General features: G+C 63.7%; 18 protein-coding genes. 5 read left to right on the top strand and 13 right to left on the bottom strand.

All coding sequences use genetic code 11. From position 1 onward, the window contains the following. Window positions 1-33 precede the first annotated feature (33 nt). Genes AC56LH_RS02580 through AC56LH_RS02565 form a run of 4 tightly spaced genes read right to left on the bottom strand, consistent with a single transcriptional unit; the run spans window position 34 to window position 7,192 of the window. A complete protein-coding gene (locus AC56LH_RS02580) occupies window positions 34-3,741 on the bottom strand; it encodes a tubulin-like doman-containing protein (protein ID WP_499643778.1) in 3,708 nt (1,235 codons plus the stop codon). Between the two features lie 25 nt (window positions 3,742-3,766). Then, the gene (locus AC56LH_RS02575; RefSeq protein WP_332530305.1) at window positions 3,767-4,204 is read right to left on the bottom strand and encodes a hypothetical protein; all 438 of its coding nucleotides are present in this window, start codon (window positions 4,202-4,204) and stop codon (window positions 3,767-3,769) included. A gap of 40 nt (window positions 4,205-4,244) precedes the next feature. Beyond that, window positions 4,245-5,723 (bottom strand): hypothetical protein, encoded by a 1,479-nt coding sequence (locus tag AC56LH_RS02570; protein WP_499643776.1) that lies wholly within the window; start codon window positions 5,721-5,723, stop codon window positions 4,245-4,247. Further along, window positions 5,720-7,192 carry a hypothetical protein gene (locus AC56LH_RS02565; RefSeq protein WP_499643774.1) on the bottom strand — a complete coding sequence of 491 codons (1,473 nt, stop codon included), beginning with the start codon at window positions 7,190-7,192 and terminating at the stop codon, window positions 5,720-5,722. The genes AC56LH_RS02570 and AC56LH_RS02565 overlap by 4 nt, the downstream gene beginning before the upstream one ends. Before the next feature lie 333 nt (window positions 7,193-7,525). On the opposite strand from AC56LH_RS02565, the gene AC56LH_RS02560 reads away from it, so the two are divergent. Then, on the top strand, window positions 7,526-8,194 hold the full coding sequence (locus AC56LH_RS02560; RefSeq protein WP_499643773.1) for a pentapeptide repeat-containing protein: 669 nt from the start codon (window positions 7,526-7,528) through the stop codon (window positions 8,192-8,194). 143 nt (window positions 8,195-8,337) lie between these two features. Beyond that, window positions 8,338-9,918 (top strand): sensor domain-containing diguanylate cyclase, encoded by a 1,581-nt coding sequence (locus tag AC56LH_RS02555; RefSeq protein WP_499643771.1) that lies wholly within the window; start codon window positions 8,338-8,340, stop codon window positions 9,916-9,918. A gap of 37 nt (window positions 9,919-9,955) precedes the next feature. Here the strand turns inward: AC56LH_RS02555 and AC56LH_RS02550 are convergent, their stop codons facing one another. The 6 genes from AC56LH_RS02550 to AC56LH_RS02525 form a co-directional block, all read right to left on the bottom strand. Next, window positions 9,956-10,381, bottom strand: coding sequence for a YXWGXW repeat-containing protein (locus AC56LH_RS02550; protein WP_499643769.1), 426 nt, complete (start codon window positions 10,379-10,381; stop codon window positions 9,956-9,958). 234 nt (window positions 10,382-10,615) lie between these two features. After that, entirely contained in the window at window positions 10,616-10,960 is a 345-nt protein-coding gene (locus AC56LH_RS02545) for an energy transducer TonB (RefSeq protein ID WP_183549598.1), read from the bottom strand. A gap of 87 nt (window positions 10,961-11,047) precedes the next feature. Further along, window positions 11,048-12,856 (bottom strand): methyl-accepting chemotaxis protein, encoded by a 1,809-nt coding sequence (locus AC56LH_RS02540; RefSeq protein WP_499643767.1) that lies wholly within the window; start codon window positions 12,854-12,856, stop codon window positions 11,048-11,050. 356 nt (window positions 12,857-13,212) lie between these two features. Further along, window positions 13,213-14,211 (bottom strand): tRNA dihydrouridine(20/20a) synthase DusA, encoded by a 999-nt coding sequence (gene dusA / locus AC56LH_RS02535; protein ID WP_499643765.1) that lies wholly within the window; start codon window positions 14,209-14,211, stop codon window positions 13,213-13,215. 204 nt (window positions 14,212-14,415) lie between these two features. Then, a complete protein-coding gene (locus tag AC56LH_RS02530; protein ID WP_499643763.1) occupies window positions 14,416-14,643 on the bottom strand; it encodes a hypothetical protein in 228 nt (75 codons plus the stop codon). Window positions 14,644-14,833: 190 nt separating this feature from the next. Continuing rightward, on the bottom strand, window positions 14,834-17,032 hold the full coding sequence (locus tag AC56LH_RS02525; RefSeq protein ID WP_499643761.1) for a TonB-dependent receptor: 2,199 nt from the start codon (window positions 17,030-17,032) through the stop codon (window positions 14,834-14,836). Window positions 17,033-17,301: 269 nt separating this feature from the next. On the opposite strand from AC56LH_RS02525, the gene AC56LH_RS02520 reads away from it, so the two are divergent. From AC56LH_RS02520 to AC56LH_RS02510, 3 genes are all read left to right on the top strand, one after another. Next, complete coding sequence (locus tag AC56LH_RS02520; RefSeq protein WP_499643759.1) at window positions 17,302-18,159, top strand: flagellin N-terminal helical domain-containing protein; 858 nt, start codon at window positions 17,302-17,304, stop codon at window positions 18,157-18,159. An 87-nt stretch (window positions 18,160-18,246) separates the two neighbouring features. After that, window positions 18,247-19,095, top strand: a complete 849-nt coding sequence (locus tag AC56LH_RS02515; RefSeq protein WP_499643757.1) for a hypothetical protein — start codon at window positions 18,247-18,249, stop codon at window positions 19,093-19,095. A gap of 135 nt (window positions 19,096-19,230) precedes the next feature. Then, on the top strand, window positions 19,231-20,856 hold the full coding sequence (locus AC56LH_RS02510; RefSeq protein ID WP_499643755.1) for an MFS transporter: 1,626 nt from the start codon (window positions 19,231-19,233) through the stop codon (window positions 20,854-20,856). Here AC56LH_RS02510 and AC56LH_RS02505 read toward each other — a convergent pair whose 3' ends face one another. The 3 genes from AC56LH_RS02505 to fliR are packed head-to-tail and all read right to left on the bottom strand — an operon-like array spanning window position 20,857 to window position 24,861. Beyond that, the gene (locus AC56LH_RS02505) at window positions 20,857-22,959 is read right to left on the bottom strand and encodes a flagellar biosynthesis protein FlhA (RefSeq protein ID WP_499643754.1); all 2,103 of its coding nucleotides are present in this window, start codon (window positions 22,957-22,959) and stop codon (window positions 20,857-20,859) included. It abuts the gene before it with no gap. Further along, window positions 22,956-24,092, bottom strand: a complete 1,137-nt coding sequence (gene flhB / locus AC56LH_RS02500; protein ID WP_499643752.1) for a flagellar type III secretion system protein FlhB — start codon at window positions 24,090-24,092, stop codon at window positions 22,956-22,958. The genes AC56LH_RS02505 and flhB overlap by 4 nt, the downstream gene beginning before the upstream one ends. Next, the gene (gene fliR / locus AC56LH_RS02495; RefSeq protein ID WP_499643750.1) at window positions 24,082-24,861 is read right to left on the bottom strand and encodes a flagellar biosynthetic protein FliR; all 780 of its coding nucleotides are present in this window, start codon (window positions 24,859-24,861) and stop codon (window positions 24,082-24,084) included. Before fliR ends, flhB begins: the two co-directional genes overlap by 11 nt. Window positions 24,862-24,870 lie beyond the last annotated feature (9 nt).

Genomic DNA, 24,870 nt, shown 5'->3' with positions numbered 1-24,870 from the left:
CTGCAGCCAGAACACTGTTTCAAAGTCTCGTCCTCACAGCATCGGTGGCAACGGCGGCGGCGATGCCGGCGCCGGCGCTGCGAACAGCATCGTCAATTCCGGCAACTGCGCCAGTTCGCCCCAGGCCGCAAGGCCCGCGCGCCACACTTTCGTGCCAGCGACCACGACCTGCCCCGCCTGCACCATCTGCACAACCTGCTGCGCGTTGTACGGCCCAAACTGCTGCCCGCCAATGCCCAAGTGATATTGATGCTCGACGAGCGGTGGCGGCATACCCAGTGGCGGCGGCATGCCAGGCATGACCGGCGCACCAGCCGGGAACGTGGCAACAGGCGCAGTAGCCTGCGGCGCCAGCAACGCGTCTAACTTACCGGCATTGAACGCATCCGGCTTGATCACGTACTTCAGCCGCAGATGGCCATCCTCGCCCGGCTCGCGCACTTCCCAGTCATACGCGTCTTCATCCGAATCCGGCACGACGCTCGCCCACTCGGTCAGCACTTCGAGCAATTGCTCGTCGGCGCGGTCGATGTCGCGCTGGCTCATGCCCTTGCGGCGGGCCTTCTCGGCCAGCTCGCGTTTGGCTTCGCCGGCAATCGCGCTGGCAAAGCCCTTGCGGTCATCCTGCGCGCCGGTCGCGTCTTCCACCAGTTTCGGCGTATAGACGGCCGTCTCGTAATAGCTGGCCAGCGCCGCCAGGGCAACGGTCTGGCTGGCGTCGAGTTCGGCCAGGCGCTCCTGCACCCGTTCGACGATGGCGTCGCGGTACGTGGCCGGCAAGCCGTTCTGACGGATGGCGCGTTCGTTGCCGATGCGGCGCACGTCGCCGCGCGCGACGGCAAACTGGTACTGCCCGCGCGGGATCACGCGCTGGGTCGAGCGCGTCAGGATGCCCAGCATGATCGCCTGCAGGTACTGCTTGAAGTCTTCGGCCAGGCGGTTGATCTCGTCGGTGGTCGGCGCCATCGGATGGCTGAACTGGGTCGAGTCGATGTGCGTGTGGGTCGGGTTCTTTTCGGCTTCCTTGCGGTAGCTGGTGCGCCACCCTTCCATGCCACGCAGCACCGTCATCGGGATGCCGGACAGCTCGCAGTAGCAGACGGCGCGGCCCGGCACGCCGGTCTCGACGATGGACAATTGCGCGGCCGTGATATTGGCCTGGGTCGGCACGCAGGTATTGAGTTCGGCGCCGAACAGGCGTTTGAAGCGGTCGGCATTGGCCACGCCCACGAAGCACTTGAACTGGTCGGCCTTGACGGTGAAGTCGCCCGACAAATTCGCGTCGATCCACGGCATCGCGCAAGCCAGCAGTTTGCGGAAGCGGTCCATCCGTTCAGCCGGGTTCATCTGTTCCAGAGCCTCGATCAATGGATCGTGGTCGGCGGTTTCAGCGTCGCCCGCACCGGCCAGCGTCAACTGCCGCTCGGCCATGCGTTTGACTTTGTTGATGATCTCGCTGCGCTGGGCGGCGTCGCCCAGCATCGGAAACAGCACCTTCGAGCCGCCCAGATCCTTGAACGCCTCGTCGGCCCATTCGCGCAGTTGCAGCGCGTTCGGCATCGGCACGTTGCGTTCGGCCACCGGCACCGTGATCAACGTGGCGTGGTCCTTGTTCAGGTCTTGCTGGATGATGGCGTTGGCGTGCTGCAGCTGGCCCAGCATCGCCAGCACGGCTTCGCGGCCGGCCTGCAATTCGCCGACCAGGCCGTTCCAGATGGCGCGGCCCTGCGCGTCGACGCCGTTCTTTTTGCCCAGCCACGCGGACAGGTCGGCCATCAGGATCGCCGCTTCGTCGGCCGCCTTGGCGCGCAGGTGGAACTTGAGCGCATTGGCGATTTCGGTGCGCAGGTGGTCCAGCACCGTGACCGCCTGCTTTTCGTTATTGCTGCTGAAGAAGCCGCCCTTGGTTTGCTCGAGGTTGGACAGCAGGCGTTCGTATTCGCGGGTGCGTACCGCTTCCTTGATTTCGCGGTAACGCTCGCTGTTGAGCTTCAGTGCGCTGATCAGGCCCGAGCCAGGTGCTTCGAGGCGGTCCTTGATCTGCTCGACCAGCGACAGCACGTATTCGAGGCCGCCGAAATCCTTGTTGTCGAGGTAGGCGTAAAGCTGGTCGCGGATTGCGAGCTTGATGCGCTCGAGCACTTCGCGGCGGCGCTTCACCACGCGGTCTTCGGTCGTGTCGGCGGTGGAATCCTGGTCGCGCACCGAGTCGCGCTCGAGCTGCTGGACGGTGTCGCGCACCTGCGTCGGCCATTCGGCACGGTCGAAGCCGGTACGGATGCTGTCGATGCGTGCGTTGACGCGCTGCTCGACGCCGGCCAGCAGCAAGCCGTGCTTGTCCTGCAGCAGGTCGTCGACAAGCGCGTAATCGAGGAACTCGCCGCTCGAGCGTTTCAGCTCGACGTTGCGGTCGGAGAAGGTCGGGAAATCGCTGAACGGCGCGGCGCGCAGCGCCATCTGGGCCGCCATGAATTCGTCGCGCTGCTTGTCGGTGGCGCGGTTCACGCCGGTGTCGACGCCGCCCACGCCAAAGAAGGCCTTGAGCATGGCGCCGGCCCAGCGGTGCGCGCGCTCTTCGCGCCGCGCTTCCTGGCGCGTGTCGAGCACGGCCTGGCCAAACGACGAAAAGCGCTTCGAGTACGACAGGCGCATGTCGGCGAAGCGGTTCTTCGGCACCAGCGCATCGTGCAGGAAGTTCTTGTGCTGCGCCTGATTCACGGCCACCGAACGCTTGCGGCGGGCGAAGTCGCCAGACGCGAAATCTTCGAACAGCGTGTCGGCCACCATGTGGTAGACATCCTTGACGTCGTTCGTGTGCTGCTGCGCCAGGTTGCCCGAGTCGATCAGATAGACTTCGCTGTACGGTTCGCGCGGCAATTCCGGCTGGTCGTAGGCATCCCAGCGGCCCACGTAGCCCTTGTTGCCCAGCATGGCCGATTCGAGTTCCATCAGCGCGGCGTAACCGTTCGCTTCGGTGCGCTCCTTGTTGGCGCCCGCGTAACCGGTCGGCAAGAACAGCATCAGTTCGACGTCGGCATTGCCCACTTCGGACTTAGCCAGCCAACGCGCCAGCAGACCCATGTCAAGGAAGGCGCCGGAACCGGTACCGCCGGCCACCGAGCCTACGATGACGATGCGGAATTTCTCGGTTTCCATGCGCAGGCCCAGGCGCGCCAGTTGCTGCTCGTGCGACAGGCCGGCCTTGAGCGTCTTGAGCTTCAGGCGGATCTTGTCGCGGATCTTGGTGTACTTGTCGAACAGGTACAGGCGCGAGACGGCGCGGATCTGGCCGGCGCCCTTCGACGGGTCGATGCCCAGTTCGCGGATTTTCTTGGGCGTCAGCGACAGCCATTCCTTGATGTGCGGGTATTTCTCGAGCGCGTCGTCGTCACGGCTGTACTTGTCCATGTCGAACGCTTCGACGATTTTTTCTTCGTCGGTGAACTTGACCTGGTCAAATTGCAGGTCTTCGGCCTGGGCGCGGCCGCTGTCGATGACGGCGCCCGTGTCGAGGTCGAACTGGATGAATTGCGCGACCGGAAACTCGGCCAGGCTGTCGACGCGGGTGCGCGCCCCGTTGCCGCCCCACAGCGTGTTGAGGATGCGGCGGCGTACGCGCATCAGCACTTCCATGCCGGTGCCACCGATGCCGATGAACAGCGTCGGCCGCAGGTCGATGCTCTGCTCCTGCTTGCGTTCGCCGGTACCGGCGCCGATCGTTTGGTTCAGATTATCTGCCATGTCGCGTGGTTCCTGGTCTGGGTACTTATTTGCGGGAAGACAGCAGCATCAGCACCAGCGCAATCAGGCCGATCAGCGTCAGTGGTCCGATGATCAGCGGCGCCATGAACTTCGGTGCATTGATTGCCGCCAGCACGACGCCGGTCGACAGGCTGGCCAAAAAGATGAACAGCCACCAGCCAGCCGCATTCGCCTTGCCCGGTTGAATACGTTTTGCCACCAGCGTGTTGGCGTAGGCATTTTTGGCAAAGAAGAACGCAATGAACAGCACCAGCAAGACGCCGCCGCCGATCAGCGCATCGCGCGACGACGTATCGACGTCGGTGGTCACCGGCAGCGATTCGACGGTCTCTGGCGTTCCCGTTGCGGGGGTCGCCGGAGTCGCCGCCGCTGCTGGCGCCTGTTGGCCTTCGACCGGTGCCGGCAGGGCAAAGCCTGCGTTATCTTTTGCTTGCTGCGTCATGCCACGTTCTCCTGAATGGGATAAAGACTACTTGAATGGATTACGACGCGATGGTCAACGTCTGGCCCGGCTCGACCTGGACCACGGTCGGACGGCCGAGCCCGCGCCGGATTTCGCCGACCGCGGCGCCGTCGTCGGCCTTGATCGCCAGCGACTTGAACGGCTTGAGCAGCACGTTGCGGCGCACGCCGTTGACCATGACCGGATAGCGCGTTGTTTTCATGGCCAGAAACGCGAGCGCGGCCAGCGCCAGCAGCAACGCCAGCACGCCGCCAACGATCACGAGCACGGGCGTCAATGGATATTGCACGCGCACGATCAGCGGCACCTGCGCCGTCGACGATTTCACGCTGTCGGGCGGCACGAACATGTCCGACAGCGGATCGCCCGGGAACAGGTCCTGCATCTCGGTCTTGAACGATGCCGGCAAGGCCAGCCGCTGATTGCTCAGGCCCAGGCTCACCGACATCGGCATGATCACTTGCTTGCCCATCGCTGCAATGGCCTGGCGCGACCAGGCCGATGGCACTTCCTCGAGGGGCAGCTTGAAGCTCACCTCGATCGACTGGCTGGCGCCCGGTGCAAGGTTGCTCACGGCTGTCGGTGTCACCATGAGCGGTGCCGTGCCGGCGCGCGTGCGCAGCTGGCCATCGACAGTGGCCTGCGCAATCAGGTAGGGATAGAACAGGTTCTGCAACGACGCCTTCAGGCGCACTTGCGGGACCAGCTTGTCGGCGTCCACATCGAGCACGACGGTGCGCTTGTCGGTGCCCATCGATGCCGTCATGTTCGGGGTATTCAGTACCGCCTGCGGCACGATGCGCACGCCGTCCTGGTCCACCGGTTTCAAGCGCGCCGGGGGTTTGGTCAGGATGGTCAACAGCCGGCCTTCGGCCACCATGCGACCCAACTCGTCGCCGGCTTCCTTGCCGTAGGCCAGCCCGTAGACCATCAAGCCCTTGGCGGCAAAGAACTTGCCCTGCACCGGCATGCGCAGCGGGAACACCACGGTGCGCGTGATGGAGGGCTCCAAATGCAGCAGCCGGTAGAACTCCAGGTTGCGCGCCGCCGTGGCGGGATCGTTGCCGGGGCTGTTCTTGTTGTTGGTGAAGATCCAGATGATGCCGGGGCGCGACTTGAACGTTTCACCGATGGTCTTGGTCACCGCTTCGCGAAAATCCGTGTCGGCCAGTGCGCTGGCGCTCTTGCGCGCAGGCGCGAGCGGCGCCAGCCAGCCGGCAACCTGGGCGGCGCCATCGCCCTGTCCCAGCAATCGCGGCGAGACATTGTTGCCGCTGGACTGGCTGAACGCCAGCACCATGACCTTGTCGCCCGGGCGCGCGGCGGCGTTGGCCACGGCGGCGATCAGCGGTTTGAACTGCGATTGCGGATCGGCGTAGAACGGCTCCATCCAGCCGGAGTTCTGCACCAGAAATGCTTGCTGGATGGCCTGCGCCGGCACAGCGCACAGACCCAGGACGACGCACGCGAGCGCCGCACACCACGCGCGCGGCATCATTGCTGGACGTCCCAGCCGAGAATGCGCTGCATGCCGGGGTGGTAGGCCCACAAGTAACCGTTGTGCAGGAAGAGGCGCAGTTCCCATGGTTTGCTGACCGCGATGGTGTGGAACACGATGTCGTTGTTCTCATCATCGTAGACCAGTTGCGCGCGCATCCGTTCAGCCGAATTGAGCAACGTGCCGAGGCCGGCCGTGCTGTCGATGCGCAGCCCCAGTACGGCGCTGCGCTCGCCCAGTTCGAGCAGCGGCACGACGACCGTGTTGGCTGCGCCGTCGTCACCATGTTCCGGCTCGATCCACGGATCGGTTTTCAGCTTGGTGGCGAAGCGGTAATTGATCGTGCCCGAACCGATGCGCGGATTGAGCGCGGCGACCTGTTCGTGTTCGTTCACGCCAAGGCGCACGTACACATAACTGTCGAGGCGGCTATCGAAGCACAACTGCCACAGCGAACCCGAGCGCGCCATGTGCGCGCTGCCGAACTCGAAATGGGGCTTGATATTGTCCGGCCAGGCCAGGAACGTGGCCGCCACACTGCCATCGGTCATTTTCTGCAAGCGCAGCTGCCCCGCTGCGCAGGGCCAGACCGCGAGCCGGCCATAGGCACACGGCGCACCCATCTCGCCCAGTGTCCAGCGGCCATCGACGCGCAGCGGCGGACCAGCCACGCCATCGGCATCGGCAAAGACGAACTGCACCACGCCGTCTTCATGGCGGATCGGCGCCCACACCTGGTGATCGAACGCCACCGGCGCGCCCACGACCGGGGCGTTGCCGACGTAATCGATCCGGAACTGCAGCGCCGCGAAATCGGGCACCAGCATCGCCAGGCCATGCTCGGTGGCAATATACAGGCGGCTGTTGAATGCGGCGGCCATCTCGGCGCGCCAGGCATGCACGGGCAAGGTCGATTCGGACAGCAGGCGCGTGCCGGTGCCGAGCAGCGGCTGCCATCTTTGCGACGCCGGCAACCAGCCAAACAGTGTGCCCTTGCCCGTATCGAGCGCCAGCAGGACGGCATCGACCGTGCCGAACGTGCCCGAGAAGAATTCGTACTCGCCGGGTGGTGGCAGTGGCAATTCCATATCGGCCATGCTGTCGGCGTCATGCCGGCGCAGGCGATCGACCGGCACGCTGAGACGCGTGCGCTTGAGGCCGACGGCTTCGGGCATGCCGGCGTCCGTGATGGCCGACGCGCCGCTTGGCGCGATCCAGCTGGCGCCGCTGGGCCTGTTTGGTGCCAGCCGCGCGCCGTCGATGGGCGAGAAATTGAAATCTGGGGGATACAGCGTTGGCGCACCGTTGGCACGGCGCATTTTCATGATGGCGGCAATGTCTGCAACACCCAATGAGGCGGCGACGGCATTGCCCATCACCGTACGATTGAGGCGAATCTCGCCATCGTTGGTTGCCACCGTCCAGCTGCCGGAAGCGAGTTCCCAATCAGCCGATTTCTTATGATCCATCTTGTATTCCGAATTTCTCAAACACGATTACCCTTCAACTGTTTTCAATCGGCTTAACCAATAATAAGCGCTTATCAAAAACATAAAGGGAGCGACACTATCTTACCTTTTTTTTGTCCAAGTGGAAACTCAGCTTCGACCTTTTCCCGCCCTGCGCACAACACCCTGCTCCGCCCCTCAAATGCCTGCGGTTGTCGATGAAATCAAGCACGAATTGGGCATGGGAGAATTCAGGTAAACTGCCGTAATCATGATGTTCGCCGCCATAAGCGTAACCCGGGAACTTGAAACAAGGTCGCCGCTTTCGTGCGAGCTTTTTTTCAAAACAAATTAATGCATACATTTACCGATTCCCCCAGCCGCGACGCCATCGCTGCGGCGCTTGCCAGTGGCAGCGTCACTTTTGTCGATTGCACGCTCGACGCTGCCGATCTGTCGCGGCTCGACCTGCGTGGCAGCAGCTTTATCAACTGCAGCATTGCCGAAACCTCGTTTTATGCTGCCAAACTGGCGCAGACCACCTGGCAGCGCTGCCGCGGCCGCCAAGCCGATTTCGAGGCGGCCGACCTGACCGATGCGCAGTTCCAGAGCTGCGACCTGAACAACAGCAGCTGGCGCCGCGCGCGCCTTGCGTCCCTCACCTTCAAGGGGTGCAAGCTGACCGGTGCGAATTTCGAAGAAGCTGCGCACCTGGGCTTGAGCTTCGAAGAGTGTTTGCTGATCGGCGCCGACCTGCGCCGCATGTCGTTTCGCAAATCGACCTTGAAAGCGCTCGATTTTTCCGATGCCGACCTGGCCGCCTGCGATTTCCGCGACACGGTGTTCGAGGGCGGCAGCCTGCGCAACGCCAGCCTGAAACAGGCGCGCTTCGATAACGCCGACTTGCGCGAAGCCGATCTGTCGGGCCTGACGCTGGCCGACGTCAAGCTGTTCCAGGGCGCCTGGATCACGCCGCGCCAGGCGGCGGAACTGATCAGTGAGCTGGGACTGCGGGTGGCGTAAGTTGCGCGGCTTTGTAATCAGGTGGTGACAATTCAGGTAATCCAGCAGCGCTGTGCGACAATTCGTCGGTTTTCTACCCGTATTGAGAGTCGCTGCTGCTGACGGCCATGGCGTTTGCGCCAGTGGTGGCTCACCGCCTCGTCATGCCAGACCATAGCACCGTTCCCGAAATCTCCCGCCTGACCGCTGAAAAGCGCCCCGCCGTGCGCAATGCCGTGCTGTTCGTGGTCGGGCTGTGCCTGCTGCTACTGGCAATCCAGATTTCGGACAGCTGGCGCGCGCGCAAGGAGCGCCTGGCCGAGGTGGCCGTGGCCACCGCCAATATGTCGCATGCGCTGGCGGCGCAAGGCGAAAGCGCCGTGCGCGTGGTCGATACCGTGCTCGCCGGCGTGGTTGAACGCGTCGAGACCGATGGCGTCGACAATGGCTTGGCGCGTGTCCGGCTGCAGTTGCATCTGAAGAATATGGCGGCGCAGGTCGAAGAGCTGCATGGGCTGTTCGTGTTCGGCGCCGACGGGCGCTGGCTGATGACCTCGCAAGACCGCACGCTACGCTACAACAATGCCGATCGCGAATATTTTCAATATCACCTGAAGCACCCGGATCGCGGCGTACACGTGGGCAAACCCGTGCGCAGCCGGTCGACCGGGGACTGGATATTGCCCGTGTCGCGCCGGCTCGATCATCCTGACGGCACCTTTGCCGGCGTTGCCCTCGGCACCATCCGCATAGCGTATTTTTCGACACTGTACGAAAGTTTCGATGTCGGCCGCGCCGGCGTGGTCATGCTCACGCTCGACGATGGCACGATGGTCTACCGCCTGCCGCACAGCGAGTCGCTGATCGGCACGGACGTAAGCAACGGACCGATCCAGCAGATGTACATCCGTCAGGGGCCGGTCGGTTCCGGCCTGCGCCGCTCGAAGATCGACGGAATCGAGCGGCTCTATAGTTACCGCCACCTCGACACCTATCCGTTGATTGTCGCGACCGCGCAATCGAAGCAGGAAATCCTCGAAAAGTGGCTGCAGTCGATGCTCACGCAAGCGGCGATCACGTTTGTCGCCATCGTGCTGCTGCTGGGATTTGGCTGGCGGCTGGTGCGCCAGATCATGATTCGCGACCACTTGCAGAATGAACTGGTGGGCGCGCGCGAGCAATTGCAGGAACGTAACCGGGCGCTGACCGTGCTGGCCGATCACGACGGCCTGACCGGCATCGCCAACCGGCGCCGTTTCGAAACGGTGCTGTCCAAGGAACAGGCACGCGCCGCGCGCAGCGGGTTGCCGCTGTCGATCGTCATCCTCGACGTCGATCATTTCAAGCGCTTTAACGATACCTATGGTCATGTGGCGGGCGACGCCTGCCTGCGCCAGGTGGCGGCGGCGCTGCGCGACAGTCTGGTGCGTCCGGCCGATCTGGCGGCGCGCTACGGCGGGGAAGAATTCGTGGCACTGCTGCCCGATACCGATCCGGCCGGCGCCAGAATGGTCGCCGAGCGCATCCGCTGCGCAGTCATGGCGCTGCAGATCGCACATGACGGCAATGACGCCGGCATCGTGACGATCAGTGCTGGCGTGTACACGTCAAGCGCGTCGCCCACCAGCGGAGAAGGCGCGGCCATTGCCACGAGCACCCTGATTGAACGTGCCGACGCCCGGCTGTACCGGGCGAAGATGTCAGGCCGTAATCAGGTGTCCGGCGACGACGACACAGCGGCGTGATGCTTGCCGTGGATCGCCGCCGCCCTGTCCATCCGGATTAATAGCGGTTCGGATTGTTCGGACGGTTGTCGTGGCGGTTCGGGACGCCGTCGCGATCACGGTCGCCGCGTGGGCCATTGTCACGACCGCGCACTTCCTGACGCCAGCCGCCGCGGTCGAGGTGCCAGCCATTGCGGTCCTGGCGCCATGCTGCGCGCTGGTAGGCGTAGCCAGGACGCACTTTTTCCCAGTGGCCGGCAATCCAGTCGTGGCGGCGGCCGTTCCAGTTCCAATAACCCGGCACCCAGTCAAAACCACGGCGCGCATTCGGCACGGCTTCGCGGCGCGGCGCTGGCGGCGCTTTCTTGATGATGATGACGTCGGCGCGCTGATGGTGCGGCTGCGCTTGTACTGGTGCGAAAGCCGAGGTGCCGATCAGGAGCGCGGCAGCGGCGGCGGTAGCGGTCGAGAGAAAAGTTTTCATGGTGTGCTCCGTTTCGGTTGCTGTTTGTATGACTTCAATATACCGGGCGCATCCATTAAAAAGCGGGATTGAACCAAGTGATTACAGCAGTAACATATGGCAACAATCTTGTAACAACCAAGATTGTTTGGTGCAGAGGGGAAATGACGCGGGGCCGGTGTTGCGGGGGGGATAAAACGACGCAGCCGGCAGATGGTGCCGGCTGCGTGAAAGAGAGCGTACAGGGAGCGTGGATCAGTCCAGCTTGAAGGCGTAGTCGATCTTGGTCCAGGTCTGTGCTGGTGCGCCGTCCTTGGTGCCCGGCTTGAACTTGCACGAGGTCAGGCCCTTGACCAGCGCGCGGTCCAGGTTCTTGAAGCCGCTCGACTTGTCGATCTTCGATTCCGTCACGGTACCGTCCGCGGTGACCAGGAACGACGCAGTGGTCGTGCCCTGCTCTTCATTCATCAGCGACGCCTTCGGGTACTCGATGCTGCATTTCTTTGGATCGAACTGGGCCGAAGTCTCAGCGGCGAAGCTCGCGCCGGCAGCGGCGGTCAGGGTCAGTGCAACGAACAGTTTGGCGGACAGGTTTTTCATGGTTTCCCCACTTAAGGTTTTTGAATTGAACGGCAATGGTCTTGGTGTGCGCCGCACGGCGGGCCGGCGCTGGTCGACTACTTAAAATCAGAACTCTTCCCACTCGTCGGCGCTGGCGGTGGCGCTGACGGCGGCTTTCTTCGGCTTCGGCGCTGCAACTGCCTCGTCCGCTTTTTTCGGTGCAGCCGATGCTGCAGCCGGCTTTTTCAGGGCCGGTGGCGCCGGGCGCTTGACGACCGGACGCGCCACCACCGCAGTGGTGGTCACGGCTGGCGCCGCTGCCGGGGCCTTGGCCTGGGCCTGGGCCTGGGTTGGAACGTGATGCTCTTCGCCCTCTTCCAGCTTGAAGATGCTGACAACGCGGGCCAGTTCGCCTGCCTGATCCTGCAGGCTCTGGGCGGCTGCGGCGGCTTGTTCCACCAGCGCAGCGTTTTGTTGCGTCATGCTGTCCATCTCGATGATCGACGTGTTGACCTGGGCGATGCCGGCGCTCTGCTCGGCGCTGGCGTTGGCGATCTCGCTCATGATGTCGGTCACGCGCTTGACGCTCGAGACCACTTCGTCCATCGTCACGCCGGCCTGGCCGACCAGCTTGCTGCCGCGCTCGACCTTCTCGACCGAGTCACCGATCAGCGTCTTGATTTCTTTTGCTGCGGCTGCCGAACGCTGCGCCAGGTTGCGCACTTCGGAGGCGACGACCGCGAAGCCACGGCCCTGTTCACCGGCACGGGCTGCTTCGACTGCCGCGTTCAGCGCCAGGATGTTGGTCTGGAAAGCGATACCGTCGATGACGCCGATGATGTCGGCGATCTTACTGGCCGAGCTATTGATCTCGCCCATCGTGCCGACGACTTGCGACACCACGTCGCCACCCTTGCGGGCCACGTCCGACGCGGTTGCAGCCAGTGCATTGGCTTCACGGGCATTGTCGGCATTCTGTTTCACGGTCGAGGTCAGTTGCTCCATCGCCGAGGCGGTCTTTTCCAGCGAGCTTGCCTGCAGTTCAGTCCGCGACGACAGGTCGATATTGCCGGCGGCGATTTCACGCGAGGCAGTACCGATGGTTTCCGTACCGCGACGCACTTGCTCGACGATACCAACCAGGCTGTTGCGCATTTCCTTCATTTCCACCAGCAGGCTGCCGCGATCCGATGCCTTGGTGTCGATGACGATCGACAGGTCGCCATGGGCAATGCTGCCGGCGATCTTGGCGGTGTAGGCCGGCTCGCCGCCGAGCTGCTTGAGCAGGCTGCGGGTGATGACCACGGCAGCGACGATACCGATGACGACGGCCAGCACCAGCAGGACCAGCATGAAGTTACGGGCATTGGCAAACGCCGTTTCGGCATCGGCCTTGCTTTGCGCATTCTGCTTGTCTTCAAGGGCCGACAGCGCGTTCAGGGCGTCGGTCCACTTGCGCTGCACGGGACGCACTTCGCGGATCATCACGCGGGTGGCGCCCATCGCGTTGGCGGCCAGATACAAGTCGGTAGCGCGGCCAATGGCGGGCATTGCGGTCGCTTCGTGTTCCTTGATCTGGTTCAGCAGGGTCTTTTCCTGGCCGTTGGCATAGGTTGCGAACAACGCGGTCAGCTTGGCCTGGGCCGCATCGTACTTGGCCGTTTGTTCCTTGAACTTGACGATTTCCGGCTCCATGTCGGCCGGGTCAGTCATCAGGGTCAGCACGCGCAGCGAAGCAAGGCGATCGCTGACGTTGTTGCGCATCTCGACCACGAGACCGGTCGATACATTACTGACGCTGACCACGTGGTCCAGGCGATCCTGGATCTGCGCCATGCGCAGGATACCGACCACTGCCACTGCCACCAGCAATACCAGAACCAGTGCAAAACCGAGGGCCAGACGGGTGCCGACCTTCATGTTGTTCAAATTCATTCGTGTTTTCCCTGTAACTTATTGATCAAAACTCGTTCGGTTGAGATCGCGTCCCGCGATACGCCGCACGATGCGCAAGTGAAATCTGTACTTCTTATAGTTTTCAGCTATTTCCTGAAGGATAGATCAACAGATCGTTAATCAGCGTGAAAATCTATTTCTCGAATGAATTGTTTCAGTGGTACAACACCATTGATATCGGTTCAGAAACAGAACAAGTGAGCATTATGGAACTGGGGTTGCCAAGCGGCAAGCAAATTTGAGTGGCGGTGATAGTTTCGACAAGGAAATGTCTCGATTTGTCGACAGACGAAAAAAAGCGTGCCGAGGCACGCTTTTTTGCAGCAAAGTTGTGCTTATGCGGTGGCTGGCATCCTGGCAGCGGCGGCCAGCAGCAGGCGTGCATCGCCCAGCGCCAGTTGCTTCGAGTCCGACAGCGTCTGGCGGAACACGCGTGCTCCCGGCAAGCCCTGCATCAGGCCCAGCATGTGGCGCGTGATGCTGTTCAGTTTCAAGCCCAGTGGCCCGTACTGGTGCAGCTGCGCGTCGATGTACGGGATCATCGCTTCGAGTACGTCGATGCGCGTGCGCGGCGCGCCGGGCGCATCATAGAAACGGGCGTCCCAGTCGGCCATCGTCCACGGGTTGTGATAAGCCTCGCGCCCGAGCATGACGCCATCGACATGCTGCAGGTGCAGCGCAATTTCGTCGTCGCTCTTGATGCCGCCGTTAATGATGATCTCAAGGTCGGGAAACTCGCGCTTGAGTTCATACGCGACGGCATAACGCAGGGGCGGAATCTCGCGGTTTTCCTTCGGCGACAGACCCTTCAGGATCGCGTTGCGGGCGTGCACGATGAACGTCTTGCAGCCGGCGTCGGCGACCATGCCGATGAAGTCGCGCACGAAGCCGTATTCTTCATTGTGATCGATGCCGATACGGTGCTTGACGGTGACGTCGATCGAGACGGCGTCGCGCATCGCCTTGACGCAATCGGCCACCAGTTGCGGTTCGTTCATCAGGCAGGCGCCAAAGGAGCCCTTCTGCACACGCTCGGAGGGGCAGCCGCAGTTCAGGTTGATCTCGTCGTAGCCCCACTGCTCGCCGAGCCTCGCGCTCTTGGCCAGGTCACCCGGATCGCTGCCGCCCAGTTGCAGGGCGACGGGATGCTCGATGTCGTCAAAGCGCAGATGACGCTCGGCGTCGCCATAGACCAGCGCGCCGGTGTTGACCATCTCGGTGTAGAGCCAGGTGTGGCGGGTGATCTGCCGGTGGAAGACGCGGCAGTGGCGGTCGGTCCAGTCCATCATGGGGGCAACACTCAGGCGCCGCCTGCCGTTTTTAGTTGATGTCATTGCGATTCATGCTTGTATGCGCCTGCCCGCCCTGCCCGACGCACGATGGCGTCGTTGCATAACACTGCGGATGGCCTTGATCAGGAAGAAGGTAGAAGTGAATTCGCCGGGAGCGATAAGGCGACAATTAACTGTGCATTCTATCGCATCCGGGCACCCGGGGGACGGGTACGCAGGCAGACCAGAAGAGCGGCGCGGCCCGCCCTACATCATCAGTTGCAGAAACGCGCCACTGAAATCGACGGCCTTTTCCAGCACCATATCGGCACAGTAGGCGCCGTCAAACTTGATCTGTTGCTGGACGATGGCGGACATCGCGCCGTCCGTGGTATGGCTTGACGCCGATAGCACGCACTCCCATTGCTCTCCGGCTTTTTTCACTGTGGTGATCGCAAGGGAACGGTCACTGATTTCAAAGGTTATAAGTTTCATCACATGTTCGCAGAATATGGGAGGAACTATACCCTAGGGCAACAGAATGCACGCGATTCAGTTACCGCAAAACAACGCCTCAACCACATTTTGTTCCGAATCTTGTGCCTCAAACCGGCGCTGCCCGAAAAGAACGGAATCTGCCCGCATTCGCCATGCGGGCAGATTCCGGATAACACCGTAGGACTACTTAGAAGTCCACCTGCGCCGACAGCAGCACCGTGCGCGGCGCTGCCGCCGTACCGACCGTGGCCAGCGTGCTGCTCGACAGCCAGTAGCGCTTGTTGGCAGCGTTCTCGACACTGGCACGCAACACCACTGGCTTGCCCATCAGTTCAGTACGATAACGGGCGCCGAGATCGAAGCGCGTCCACGACGAGATATAGACGGTATTGGTGACGTTCTGCGCCAGCTCCGCCGTGTGGATGGCCCGGGCATTGAGGCTCAGGCCGCTAATCCATGGCAAGTCCCAGTCTACGCCGGCGTTGAACGCATTCTTCGGCACTCCGGTGGCTTTCTTGCCTTCGTTGATGCCGCCGGCGGTGCGCTGCTGTTTGGCGTTGTAGAACGTGGCGCTCGTCATCAGGCGCAGGCCCGGTGCGGCTTCGCCGACCGCCGACAGTTCGAGGCCGCGGTTGCGCTGCGTGCCGTCCAGGCTGTAGACCGTCGTCAGCGGATCGGTGATCGCGTTCGGACGGTCGATCTGGAACACGGCCGCGCCGAGCAGTACGCGGCCGGTGTCGACTTTGGTGCCCACCTCGTATTGCTTGGACTTGAACGGCGCGAACACTTCACCGGCATTCGCGGCGGTGGCAGGAGCGGTGCTGCCGCGGCTCAGGCCCGACGTGAAGTTGGCGTACAGCGACACGTTTTCCATCGGCATGACGACCAGGCCTGCCAGTGGCGACACGGCGCTTTCGCTGTACGACGTTGTCACCGCGCCGCTTGGCGCCAGGTTGTCGAGCGATACCTTCTGCTTGCGCAAGCCGCCGGTAAACATGACGCGGCCGTCCAGGAACGTCAGCGTGTCGGTCAGCGAGAAGCTCGACAGCTCGGTTTCCGAGGTTTTGGTCGGCGCCAGGCGCTCGCCCGTCATCGGCGTGATCGCGACCGGGTTGTAGATGTTCGACAGCTGCGACGAGCTGGCCGGGGCTGACAGGTAGAAGCTGCCCGCTTCGCTGTCCAGGCGCGAGACCGAGGCGGTGATGAAGTGCTTGATGCCGGCCGTGTCCAGGCTCAGGCGGGTGCCGACTTCGCCGGTCTTGCTGCGTCCATAGGCGTCGTACCAGGCGTTGGTCAGGCGGAAGTTGCCGGCAGCATCGACCGCGTTCAGTGCGCGCGCCGTCGGGAAGTCCTGCTCGCTGGCGCCGTAGTGATAGCCGGCCGTCGCGTAGACCATCCAGTCTTTCGACACATCGTATTCGAGGCGCGAGGCAATCGTCGCATCGCGGAACTCGAGGTCGGCGCCGCGGTACACGGCGCGGTGGCCCGACGGTGGCGCCGGGATCGACGCGATATCGGGCCGGAAGCTGTTTTGCGCGCGGAAGTTGTCGGTTTTTTCTTGCTGGCCGTAGCTGTCCAGGGTCCAGCGCAGTTTTGGCGAGCGGTAGTCCAGCGCGATCGCAGCCAGGCCGAGGTCCTGCTTGCCGTCGTCGATGTTGGTGTCGCCGCCACGGATCACGCCGTTGACGCGCACGCCCCAGGCGCCGTTGTCACCAAAGCGGCGGCCGACGTCGACATGGGTGCCAAACAGCGCCTGGCTTTCATAGGTAGCGGTCACGCGCGTCAGCGGCTGGTCGCCGGCGCGCTTGGTGACGATATTGATGTTGCCGCCGACGCTGCCGTTCGGGCTGATGCCATACATCAGCGTGCCCGGGCCCTTGAGCACTTCAACGCGCTCCATGATGGCGGCCGGCATGCGGTTTGATGAGGACAGACCGTACAGGCCGTTCAGGCCGACGTCGCCGCTGGTGACATTAAAGCCCCGGATCTGGAAGTCTTCACTGAACCCGCCGGTCGACGTCATCACGCGCACCGACGCTTCGTTGACGACGACATCGGCCAGCGTGCGCACCTGCTGGTCTTCGAGGATCTGCGACGTATAGTTGGTAGTCGAGAACGGCGTCTTCATGATGTCCGCCTCGCCCAGGATGCCCAGTCCGCCGCTGCGGCCGATCTGGCCGCCGGCATAGGCCGGATCGGCCTGCACTTTCGCACCGGTGATGATCACCTTCTCCACCGCGGCCGGCCCTGCCTCCTGCGCATTGGCGGCAAACGGCAGCGCCAGCACCGGCGCCGAGGCGACGACGCTGACGAGAGCGCTCCTGACCAGGCGCGACAGGATCGATTCGACGGGTGGGCGTGGTGAGGCGTTGGCGTGTTGGGTCATGGTTTGGCGATCGTAAGGTGCGAAAAACCGGGATTCTAACAGAGATGAGAATCATTATCATCCTCATTCGCATTGTCAAGGTCGCTGCATTGCTGCTACGTGCGCCACGATGAGCTGGTCAGTCCGGGCCTTGTCACGCGCTGAAAAATTATTTTTAAAAATTTCGATAAAGAATTTAATGCCTTACGGAAATGTGTCGCCTTGTACTCATGAGAGCGAGTGACGCACTCGACATACAGAATTCTTCCCCTACATTTTCGGAGTCCATCATGCTGAGCCTGCACACCAACAACGCCGCCCTGTCCGCACAAAACGCCATCTCGAAGACCCAGAGCAATCTGTCGACCTCGATGACCCGCCTGTCGACCGGCTACCGCATCAACTCGGCAATGGACGACGCTGCCGGCCTGCAGATCGCTTCGCGCCTGAAAGCCCAGACTTCGGGCATGAGCGTTGCCATGCGCAACACCCAGAACTCGACCGCGATGCTGCAAACGGCCGAAGGCGCGCTGGATGAAGTCTCGAACATGCTGGTTCGCATGAAGGATCTGGCAACCCAGGCTGCCGATGCGTCGTCGAGCACCAACGACAAGACCGCCATGCAGTCGGAATACGATGCGCTGGGCAAGGAACTGTTCAACGTCATGAACAACACTTCGTTCGGCGGCAACAAGCTGCTGATCGGCGGTACCACTGCATCGTCGATGACCTTCCAGATCGGCGCGTCGTCGACCGAAACCATGACGGTCAACCTGGGTACCAACCTCACCGCAGTGGCAACCGCCGTCGGCGCCGCCACGACGAACTATGCTGCGGCACCTGCAGCAGCAGGCGCCGAGCTGACCGGCGCAGCCAATGCAACGATCGCTCTGCTGTCGACCGCACTGGACAGTGTTGGCACCGTGCGCTCGGACATCGGCGCCGCCGCCAACCGTCTGGAACACGTCAACAACAACCTGTCGAACATCAGCACCAACACCAAGCAAGCTACCGGCCTGATCATGGACGTCGACTTCGCAACCGAAAGCGCCAACATGACGTCGAGCCAGATGCTGCTGCAAGCCGGCACCGCCATGCTCAAGCAGTCGAACAGCATGTCGTCGATGGTCATGTCGCTGCTGCAATAATGGCCGCATACCCGGGCCTCACCCCGGGTTAGACTTGGAAGGCCAGCCACACGGTTGGCCTTTTTTTTATCCCTGACAGGCATTCCGATGGCCCACATGTTCCCCGTTGCCGCGCTGCCCCCGCCAGTCCTCGCGCCCTTGCAGGTCGGCGCCGTGGTGGCCCCGGCCGCCGTACTGGCCGGCGGCGCCGATGCGCTGCCGCTGCCTTTTTCCTCGCCACGTTCGCCGGAACCACCAGCTACGGGCCAGCCGGCGCCCGAGTCCGGTGGGGACGGCGCCGCCATGCGGCCGGATCAGGTGCTCATGGCGCGCCAGCTCGCCTATCAGCAGCAGGATGGCGCCGGCCTGGCGCGCGCCTGGCGCAGCCAGGTACGCAATCATGGCAGCCAGTTGACCAGCCGCGCGCTGGCCGACATGGGCGGACATCTGTCGCCGGCCATGCTCGCTGCGGGCCAGCAGGGCCAGGTCGTGCACCAGCCCCAGCTGCTCGCTACACATCAGGATGCCTGGCGCTTCACGGTGCATGGCGCTGGTGAGACGCCGCAGCACCTGTCCGTGCTGGCCGACGAGGCCGACAAGCCACCAGGCCGCCGGCGCCGTGCGCGCGCCGCCTTGCGCCTCGAACTCGAACTGGCCGACGGCAGCGCTGTCGTGATCCAGGTGGAACCGACGCCACAAGGGCTGGTGATCGAGGTCTGCGCGCCCGATGCAGGCGCGCTCACGCGCCTGCGCTGGCTGCAGCCCGAACTCGAGACGGTGCTGACGCGCGCCGGCCTGACGGTGCTGCGCTGGGGCTTTCGCGATGCCCTGCCCCCCGGGCGCAGCCACGCAATGATCGCCAACGCCGAAGAGGCAGCGCAAGCGCTGACGCCGGTCGTGTTCCGCGCCGTGGCTGAACTGGCGCTGCTGCTGCCTGCGCAGCGCGCACGCGGCTGACAGACCAGACTGACCTGCGCGCCGTCCCCGGCACTGCGCCGACTACAATGGCAGTTGTCTTCACGCATCTGCCTTTCCAATGACACGTTGCATACGCTCGCGGCCATCGCTGCTGTTTCCGATGAGCCCATCTGCATGAAGTTACCCCTGCCTCCCCGCCCGGCGTCCTCGGCCAATGACGCTGCGCCGCCGCCATCGGCATTCGGCCCGATGCGCGCCCCTGTGTTCCGCATGCTGTGGCTGACCTGGCTGATCGCCAACACCTGCATGTGGATGAACGACGTGGCGGCCGCCTGGATGATGACGTCGCTGACGAGCGCGCCGATCTGGGTCGCGCTGGTGCAGACCGCGTCGATGCTGCCCGTGTTTTTGCTCGGCCTGCCCAGCGGCGCGCTGGCCGACATCCTCGACCGGCGGCGCTATTTCATCATCACGCAGTTCTGGGTCGCCGTCGTGGCCACGATCCTGTGCGCGGTGATCCTGGCCGACGCCATCACGCCGCCGGTGCTGCTGGCGCTGACGTTTGCCAACGGCATCGGCCTGGCCATGCGCTGGCCCGTGTTCTCGGCGATCGTGCCCGAACTGGTGCCGCGCGCGCAGCTGCCGGCCGCGCTGGCTTTGAATGGCGTGGCGATGAACGCGTCACGCATCGCCGGACCGCTGGCGGCCGGCGCCATCATCGCCAGCCTGGGCAGCGCCTATGTGTTCGTGCTCAATGCGGTGCTGTCCGTGATTTCGGGCTTCGTGATCATGCGCTGGCGCCGCACGCACGTGCCCAGTCCGCTGGGGCGCGAGCGGATCGGCGGCGCGATGCGCGTCGGCCTGCAGTTTGCGCGCCATTCGAACCGCGTGAAAGCGGTGCTGGCACGGGTGGCGGCGTCGTTCTTCCACTCCACGGCCCTGATGGCGCTGCTGCCGCTGGTCGCGCGCGCGCAGGGCGGCGGCGGCGCTGGCGTGTTCACGCTGCTGCTGGCCTGCATGGGCGGCGGCGCGATCAGCGCCGTGTTCTTCCTGCCGCGCATGCGCCAGGCGTTCAGCCGCGACAGGCTTGTCATGGGCAGCACCGTGCTGTCGGCGGCGATGATCGCGGTGGCGGCCATCAGCACCAACGTGGTGCTGACATCCGGCGCGATGTGGCTGTCGGGGATGGCGTTCATCGTGTCGGCCAATTCGCTGAGCGTGTCGATGCAGATGGCCCTGCCCGACTGGGTGCGGGCACGCGGGATGTCGATCTACCAGATGGCGCTGATGGGCGCGAGTGCAACGGGCGCCGCGGTCTGGGGCCAGGTGGCGACGCTCGACAGCGTGCAGCACAGCCTGTTGTATGCGGCCGGCAGCAGCGTCGTCGTGATGGCGCTCGTGCTGCGCGCCATCCAGGACCGCGAGCTGCTCGAAGACATGACGCCGTCGACGGCGCTCAAGGCGCTGGCGCCGTCGCTCTCGCCGCTGCAGGATGGCGGGCGCCTGGTGCTGACGGTGGAATACCGGATCGATCCGGCCCGTACCGACGCCTTCATGGCACTGATGGAACTGAGCCGGCGCGCGCGCCTGCGCCAGGGCGCGCTGAGCTGGACTTTGCTGCGCGACGTCAGCGATCCGGGATTATTCACCGAGCAGATCATCGATCCGTCCTGGACCGAGCACCTGCGCCGCTTCGACCGCGCCACCGCGGGCGACGCCGCGCTGCGCGAGCGCAAGCTGGCGTTTCACCTGGGGCCGGACGGCCCGGTGATCACGCGGCGCCTCGTGGCGAAGGGTTGATCAGCCCACCGTGCCGACGATCGACACGTCGCGGTTTTCGGGGATCTCGTTGTACGACAGCACGTGCAGGCCCGGTGCAAACAGCCGCGCATAACGGGCCAGCAATGGCCGCACCTGCGGCAGCACCAGCAAGAGCGGGGGCGTATGCTGGCCCTTCATCTGTTCGCGCGCCACCGGCATATTGATCTGCAGTTGCGCCAGCAATTGCGGGTCGATCGGGTAATTGTCCAGCGCGACCTTGCCGCCGCCATTCTGGCGCGCCTGATTCAGGGACCCGAGCAGCATGTTTTCCAGTTCGGCCGACAGGTTAAAGGCCGGCATGTCTTTCTTTTTACCGAATAGCGTCGAGACGATCTGGCGCCGCAGCGCGCAGCGCACTTCGGCCGCCAGCAGGATCGGATCCTTGGTCGTCTCCGAGCTGTCGAGCAGCGTGGTGGCGATCACCACGATGTCCTTCAGTGACACGCCTTCGGTCAGCAGCACGCGGAACACGCGCAGCAGCTGGGTGTGCGTGAGCGCCTTGTCGAGCGCGGCGGCCAGCTTGGGCGACAGCGCCGTCAGACGTTCCAGGATCGCCGGTACGTCTTCGTGGCGGAACAATTCGTGCAGGTATTCGCGCACCACCTTCGACACGTGCGTCGCGATCGCGCTCGGCACTTCGACCACCTGGTAGCCCAGACCCAGCGCATGCGCTTTCTGCTCGGGCAGGATCCACGTGATCGCCATCCCGTACGCCGGCTCGATGCCGGGAATGCCGTCGAGTTCACCGTACACGTTCGGCGACGGAATCGCCAGCAGGTGGTCGGGCATGACCTCGGCCTCGGCCACGACAGTGCCCGACAGGCTGATCGCATATTGTGTCGGGCGCAGCGCCAGGTCGTCGCGCACCGAGATCGCCGGCAGCAGCATGCCCATCTGCTCCGACAGGCTCTGGCGCACACCCTTGATGCGCTTGGCCAGCGGCTCAGCCTGGGCGCGGTCGATCATGCCCACCAGCTTGTAGCCCACCGCCACCGTGACCGCCTGCACCACCGGCAGCGCCTGCCAATCGAGTTCGGGCACGCGGTCGTCGCGCAAGGCCGCCTCGATCTTGGCCACGCCCGCCACGTCCGGCGCAGCGATGCGCCCCGCCATCGTCCAGCCGACCCAGGCCAGCACGCCGGCAGCGACCGTGAAGAACCACCACGGCATGCCCGGCACGATCGCCAGGATCATCATCACGCCGGCGGCCGAGTACAGCACGCCCGGCCGGGCCAGCAATTGCTGGCTGACCTGATCTTCGAGGTCGCCCGATTCGCCAATGCGCGTGACCAGAATGGCGGCGGCGGCCGACAGCAGCAGCGCCGGAATCTGACCCACCAGGCCATCGCCGATCGTGAGCAGCGCGTAGACGCGGAACGCGTCGGCCAGCGGCAGGTCGTGCATCAGCGAACCGATGGCGATACCGCCGATCAGGTTGATGATCAGGATCAGGATCGAGGCGATGGCGTCGCCGCGCACGAATTTCGAGGCGCCGTCCATCGCGCCATAAAAGTCGGCTTCGGCCGCGACGTCCTTGCGCCGCGTGGTCGCCTGTTCCTGGTTGACCAGGCCGGCATTGAGGTCGGCGTCGATCGCCATCTGCTTGCCCGGCAGCGCATCGAGTGTGAAGCGCGCCGAGACTTCCGAGATCCGTTCGGCGCCCTTGGTCACGACGATGAAGTTGATGATCATCAGGATCACGAACACCACCAGGCCGACGACGAAATTGCCGCCGATGACGACGTTACCGAACGATTCGATGACCTGGCCGGCCGCGTGCGTGCCTTCGTGGCCATGCAGCAGGACCACGCGGGTCGAGGCCACGTTCAGTGCCAGGCGCATCAGGGTGGTGCCCAGGATCACGGTCGGGAACACCGAGAAGTCGAGCGGGCGCCGTGCCGTCACGGCCACCAGGATCACGATCAGCGCCAGCACGATGTTGAACGTGAACAGCACGTCGAGCAGGATCGGCGGCAGCGGCAGGATGATCATGCCCAGCAGCGCAATCAGGAACACGGGCGCGGCGAACTTGTGGCGGCGCAGCTCTCCCACGAAGGCGTTGAAGGTATTCGTTACGGTCATGCTGGAGCCTCACTCAGGTGCGGTGGTACGACCACCTCGTTGGGGAACCGGGGCGGCGCCTGGCGCCTGCCTGCACGGAACGCATTCAGTTGTAAAACATAATTCAGTACTTGCGACACGGCCTGGTACAACGGCGCGGGAATCTGCTGCTGCACCTGGCTCGTGTGATAGATCGCGCGCGCCAGCGGTGGCAGTTCCAGTGTTTCAATCTTGTTTTCGGTGGCGATACGGCGGATGAACAACGCCATCTCGTCGACGCCCTTGGCCACCACGAACGGCGCCTCGGCCCGGTCAACGTCGTACTTGAGCGCGACCGCGTAATGCTCGGGATTGACGATCACCACGTCGGCCATCGGCACCGACTTGCGCACGCTGCGCTGGGCCAGCTGATTCTGCAGCTGGCGGATGCGCTGCTTGATTTCGGGCCGGCCTTCGCTGCTCTTGTGCTCTTCCTTGATGTCCTGCTTGCTCATGCGCTGGTTGCGCATGAAGAGAAAACTCTGCACCGGCACATCGATCAGCGCGAAGATGACGAACACCGTCACCAGCGCCATCAGCGCATCGAACACGAGACCGCCGCCGACCGCGATGGCATCGTCCAGGGGCATCCTCTGCAATTCGATATAGCCCTTGATGCTGCCGCTCGAGACATGCCACAGCACGATGCCGAGCACGATGGCCTTGGCCGCTGACGTCAGAAAGCCCACCCAGTGCTTCTGCTTGAACAGGTTGCCCAGGTTGGTCAGCGGATTGAGGCGGCTGAACTTCGGCGCCAGATTCTTGCCGCTGATGACAATCCCGCCCGGGATTGCGCCGGCGATGACGATCGCCAGCGGCACGGCCAGCAATGGCAGCACCATGTGCACGAGCAGCAGCAGGGCTGACGAAAACACGGTCGACAGCGCGTTTTCCAGGTCGCCCGCCTCGCCCAGCGGCACGAACACGAGGCGAAACAGGTGGCGCATGTCGTCCAGGTAGCCCGGCAGCATCAGCATGAAGACCTTCAGGCTGATGAGGATGCCGACGGCCGTGGCCAGGTCGCGCGAACGCGCTACCTGGCCGTCGTCGCGTGCCTTCTTCAGCTTCTGGGCTGACGGCTTTTCGGTCTTGTCGCCGCTGCTGCTATCGGCCATGGGCCAGCCTCATTTGTTCGGTCAGCATTTCCAGCACCTGATTGGTCATCGAGATGTAGTGCTCGGGAATGAAGCGCACCAGCTGGATCAGCATCAGCAGGCCAAAAATCGTCACCAGCGAAAAACCCAGTGAAAACAGGTTCAGGCTCGGCGCGACGCGATTGAGAAACCCGAAGCCGATCTGCACCACCACGGTGGAAAACACGAGCGGCAGCGCCAGCAGGATCGCGGCGGCAAAGACCCAGCTCAGGTTCAGCGCCACGGCCTCGAGCAGCATCGGCTGCAGGCCGCCACCGACCGGCCAGGCCAGAAAACTCTGGCCCAGCACCGCCACCAGCACCAGATGCGCGTCGATGGCGAAGAACACCAGCATCGCCACCAGCGCCATCAGACTGGAAATCACGTCCGACGCCTGGCCGTTGACCGGGTCGTTCATCGTCGCCATCGAAAAGCCGATCTGGCTCGAGGCCAGGAAACCCAGCATGCTGATGGCCGCCATCGCGAACTGCATCGCCAGGCCGATGACGGCGCCGATCACGGCCTGCTCGAACATCGCCAGCACGCCGGCCAGCGAAAACGCATCCGGCATCGCGCCCTTGCTCGTGAGCGGCAGCATCAAAAACGACAGCACCACGGCCAGCAGCGCGCGCACCGGGATGGGGATCGTGCCATCGCCCAGCACGGGCGCGGTAATCATCATTGCCATGATGCGGCAGAACGGCCACCACAGGGCGCCGATCAGGGGCATCAGGAAGCCGTACAGTTCCATCGGCGCGCG

The sequence above is a fragment of the Telluria sp. LT1R51-2 genome (assembly GCF_059685775.1).
This window is presented reverse-complemented; position numbering and strand designations above follow the sequence as displayed.

What these genes read in the sequence shown, in the direction of transcription:
- AC56LH_RS02525 (WP_499643761.1), bottom strand. Translation starts at nt 17,032, where the DNA reads ATGACCCAACACGCCAACGCCTCACCACGCCCACCCGTCGAATCGATC.
- AC56LH_RS02560 (WP_499643773.1), top strand. Translation starts at nt 7,526, where the DNA reads ATGCATACATTTACCGATTCCCCCAGCCGCGACGCCATCGCTGCGGCG.
- AC56LH_RS02540 (WP_499643767.1), bottom strand. Translation starts at nt 12,856, where the DNA reads ATGAATTTGAACAACATGAAGGTCGGCACCCGTCTGGCCCTCGGTTTT.
- fliR (WP_499643750.1), bottom strand. Translation starts at nt 24,861, where the DNA reads ATGGAACTGTACGGCTTCCTGATGCCCCTGATCGGCGCCCTGTGGTGG.
- AC56LH_RS02565 (WP_499643774.1), bottom strand. Translation starts at nt 7,192, where the DNA reads ATGGATCATAAGAAATCGGCTGATTGGGAACTCGCTTCCGGCAGCTGG.
- flhB (WP_499643752.1), bottom strand. Translation starts at nt 24,092, where the DNA reads ATGGCCGATAGCAGCAGCGGCGACAAGACCGAAAAGCCGTCAGCCCAG.
- AC56LH_RS02520 (WP_499643759.1), top strand. Translation starts at nt 17,302, where the DNA reads ATGCTGAGCCTGCACACCAACAACGCCGCCCTGTCCGCACAAAACGCC.
- AC56LH_RS02555 (WP_499643771.1), top strand. Translation starts at nt 8,338, where the DNA reads ATGCCAGACCATAGCACCGTTCCCGAAATCTCCCGCCTGACCGCTGAA.
- AC56LH_RS02505 (WP_499643754.1), bottom strand. Translation starts at nt 22,959, where the DNA reads ATGACCGTAACGAATACCTTCAACGCCTTCGTGGGAGAGCTGCGCCGC.
- AC56LH_RS02575 (WP_332530305.1), bottom strand. Translation starts at nt 4,204, where the DNA reads ATGACGCAGCAAGCAAAAGATAACGCAGGCTTTGCCCTGCCGGCACCG.
- AC56LH_RS02545 (WP_183549598.1), bottom strand. Translation starts at nt 10,960, where the DNA reads ATGAAAAACCTGTCCGCCAAACTGTTCGTTGCACTGACCCTGACCGCC.
- AC56LH_RS02510 (WP_499643755.1), top strand. Translation starts at nt 19,231, where the DNA reads ATGAAGTTACCCCTGCCTCCCCGCCCGGCGTCCTCGGCCAATGACGCT.
- AC56LH_RS02530 (WP_499643763.1), bottom strand. Translation starts at nt 14,643, where the DNA reads ATGAAACTTATAACCTTTGAAATCAGTGACCGTTCCCTTGCGATCACC.
- AC56LH_RS02550 (WP_499643769.1), bottom strand. Translation starts at nt 10,381, where the DNA reads ATGAAAACTTTTCTCTCGACCGCTACCGCCGCCGCTGCCGCGCTCCTG.
- AC56LH_RS02515 (WP_499643757.1), top strand. Translation starts at nt 18,247, where the DNA reads ATGGCCCACATGTTCCCCGTTGCCGCGCTGCCCCCGCCAGTCCTCGCG.
- AC56LH_RS02570 (WP_499643776.1), bottom strand. Translation starts at nt 5,723, where the DNA reads ATGATGCCGCGCGCGTGGTGTGCGGCGCTCGCGTGCGTCGTCCTGGGT.
- dusA (WP_499643765.1), bottom strand. Translation starts at nt 14,211, where the DNA reads ATGACATCAACTAAAAACGGCAGGCGGCGCCTGAGTGTTGCCCCCATG.
- AC56LH_RS02580 (WP_499643778.1), bottom strand. Translation starts at nt 3,741, where the DNA reads ATGGCAGATAATCTGAACCAAACGATCGGCGCCGGTACCGGCGAACGC.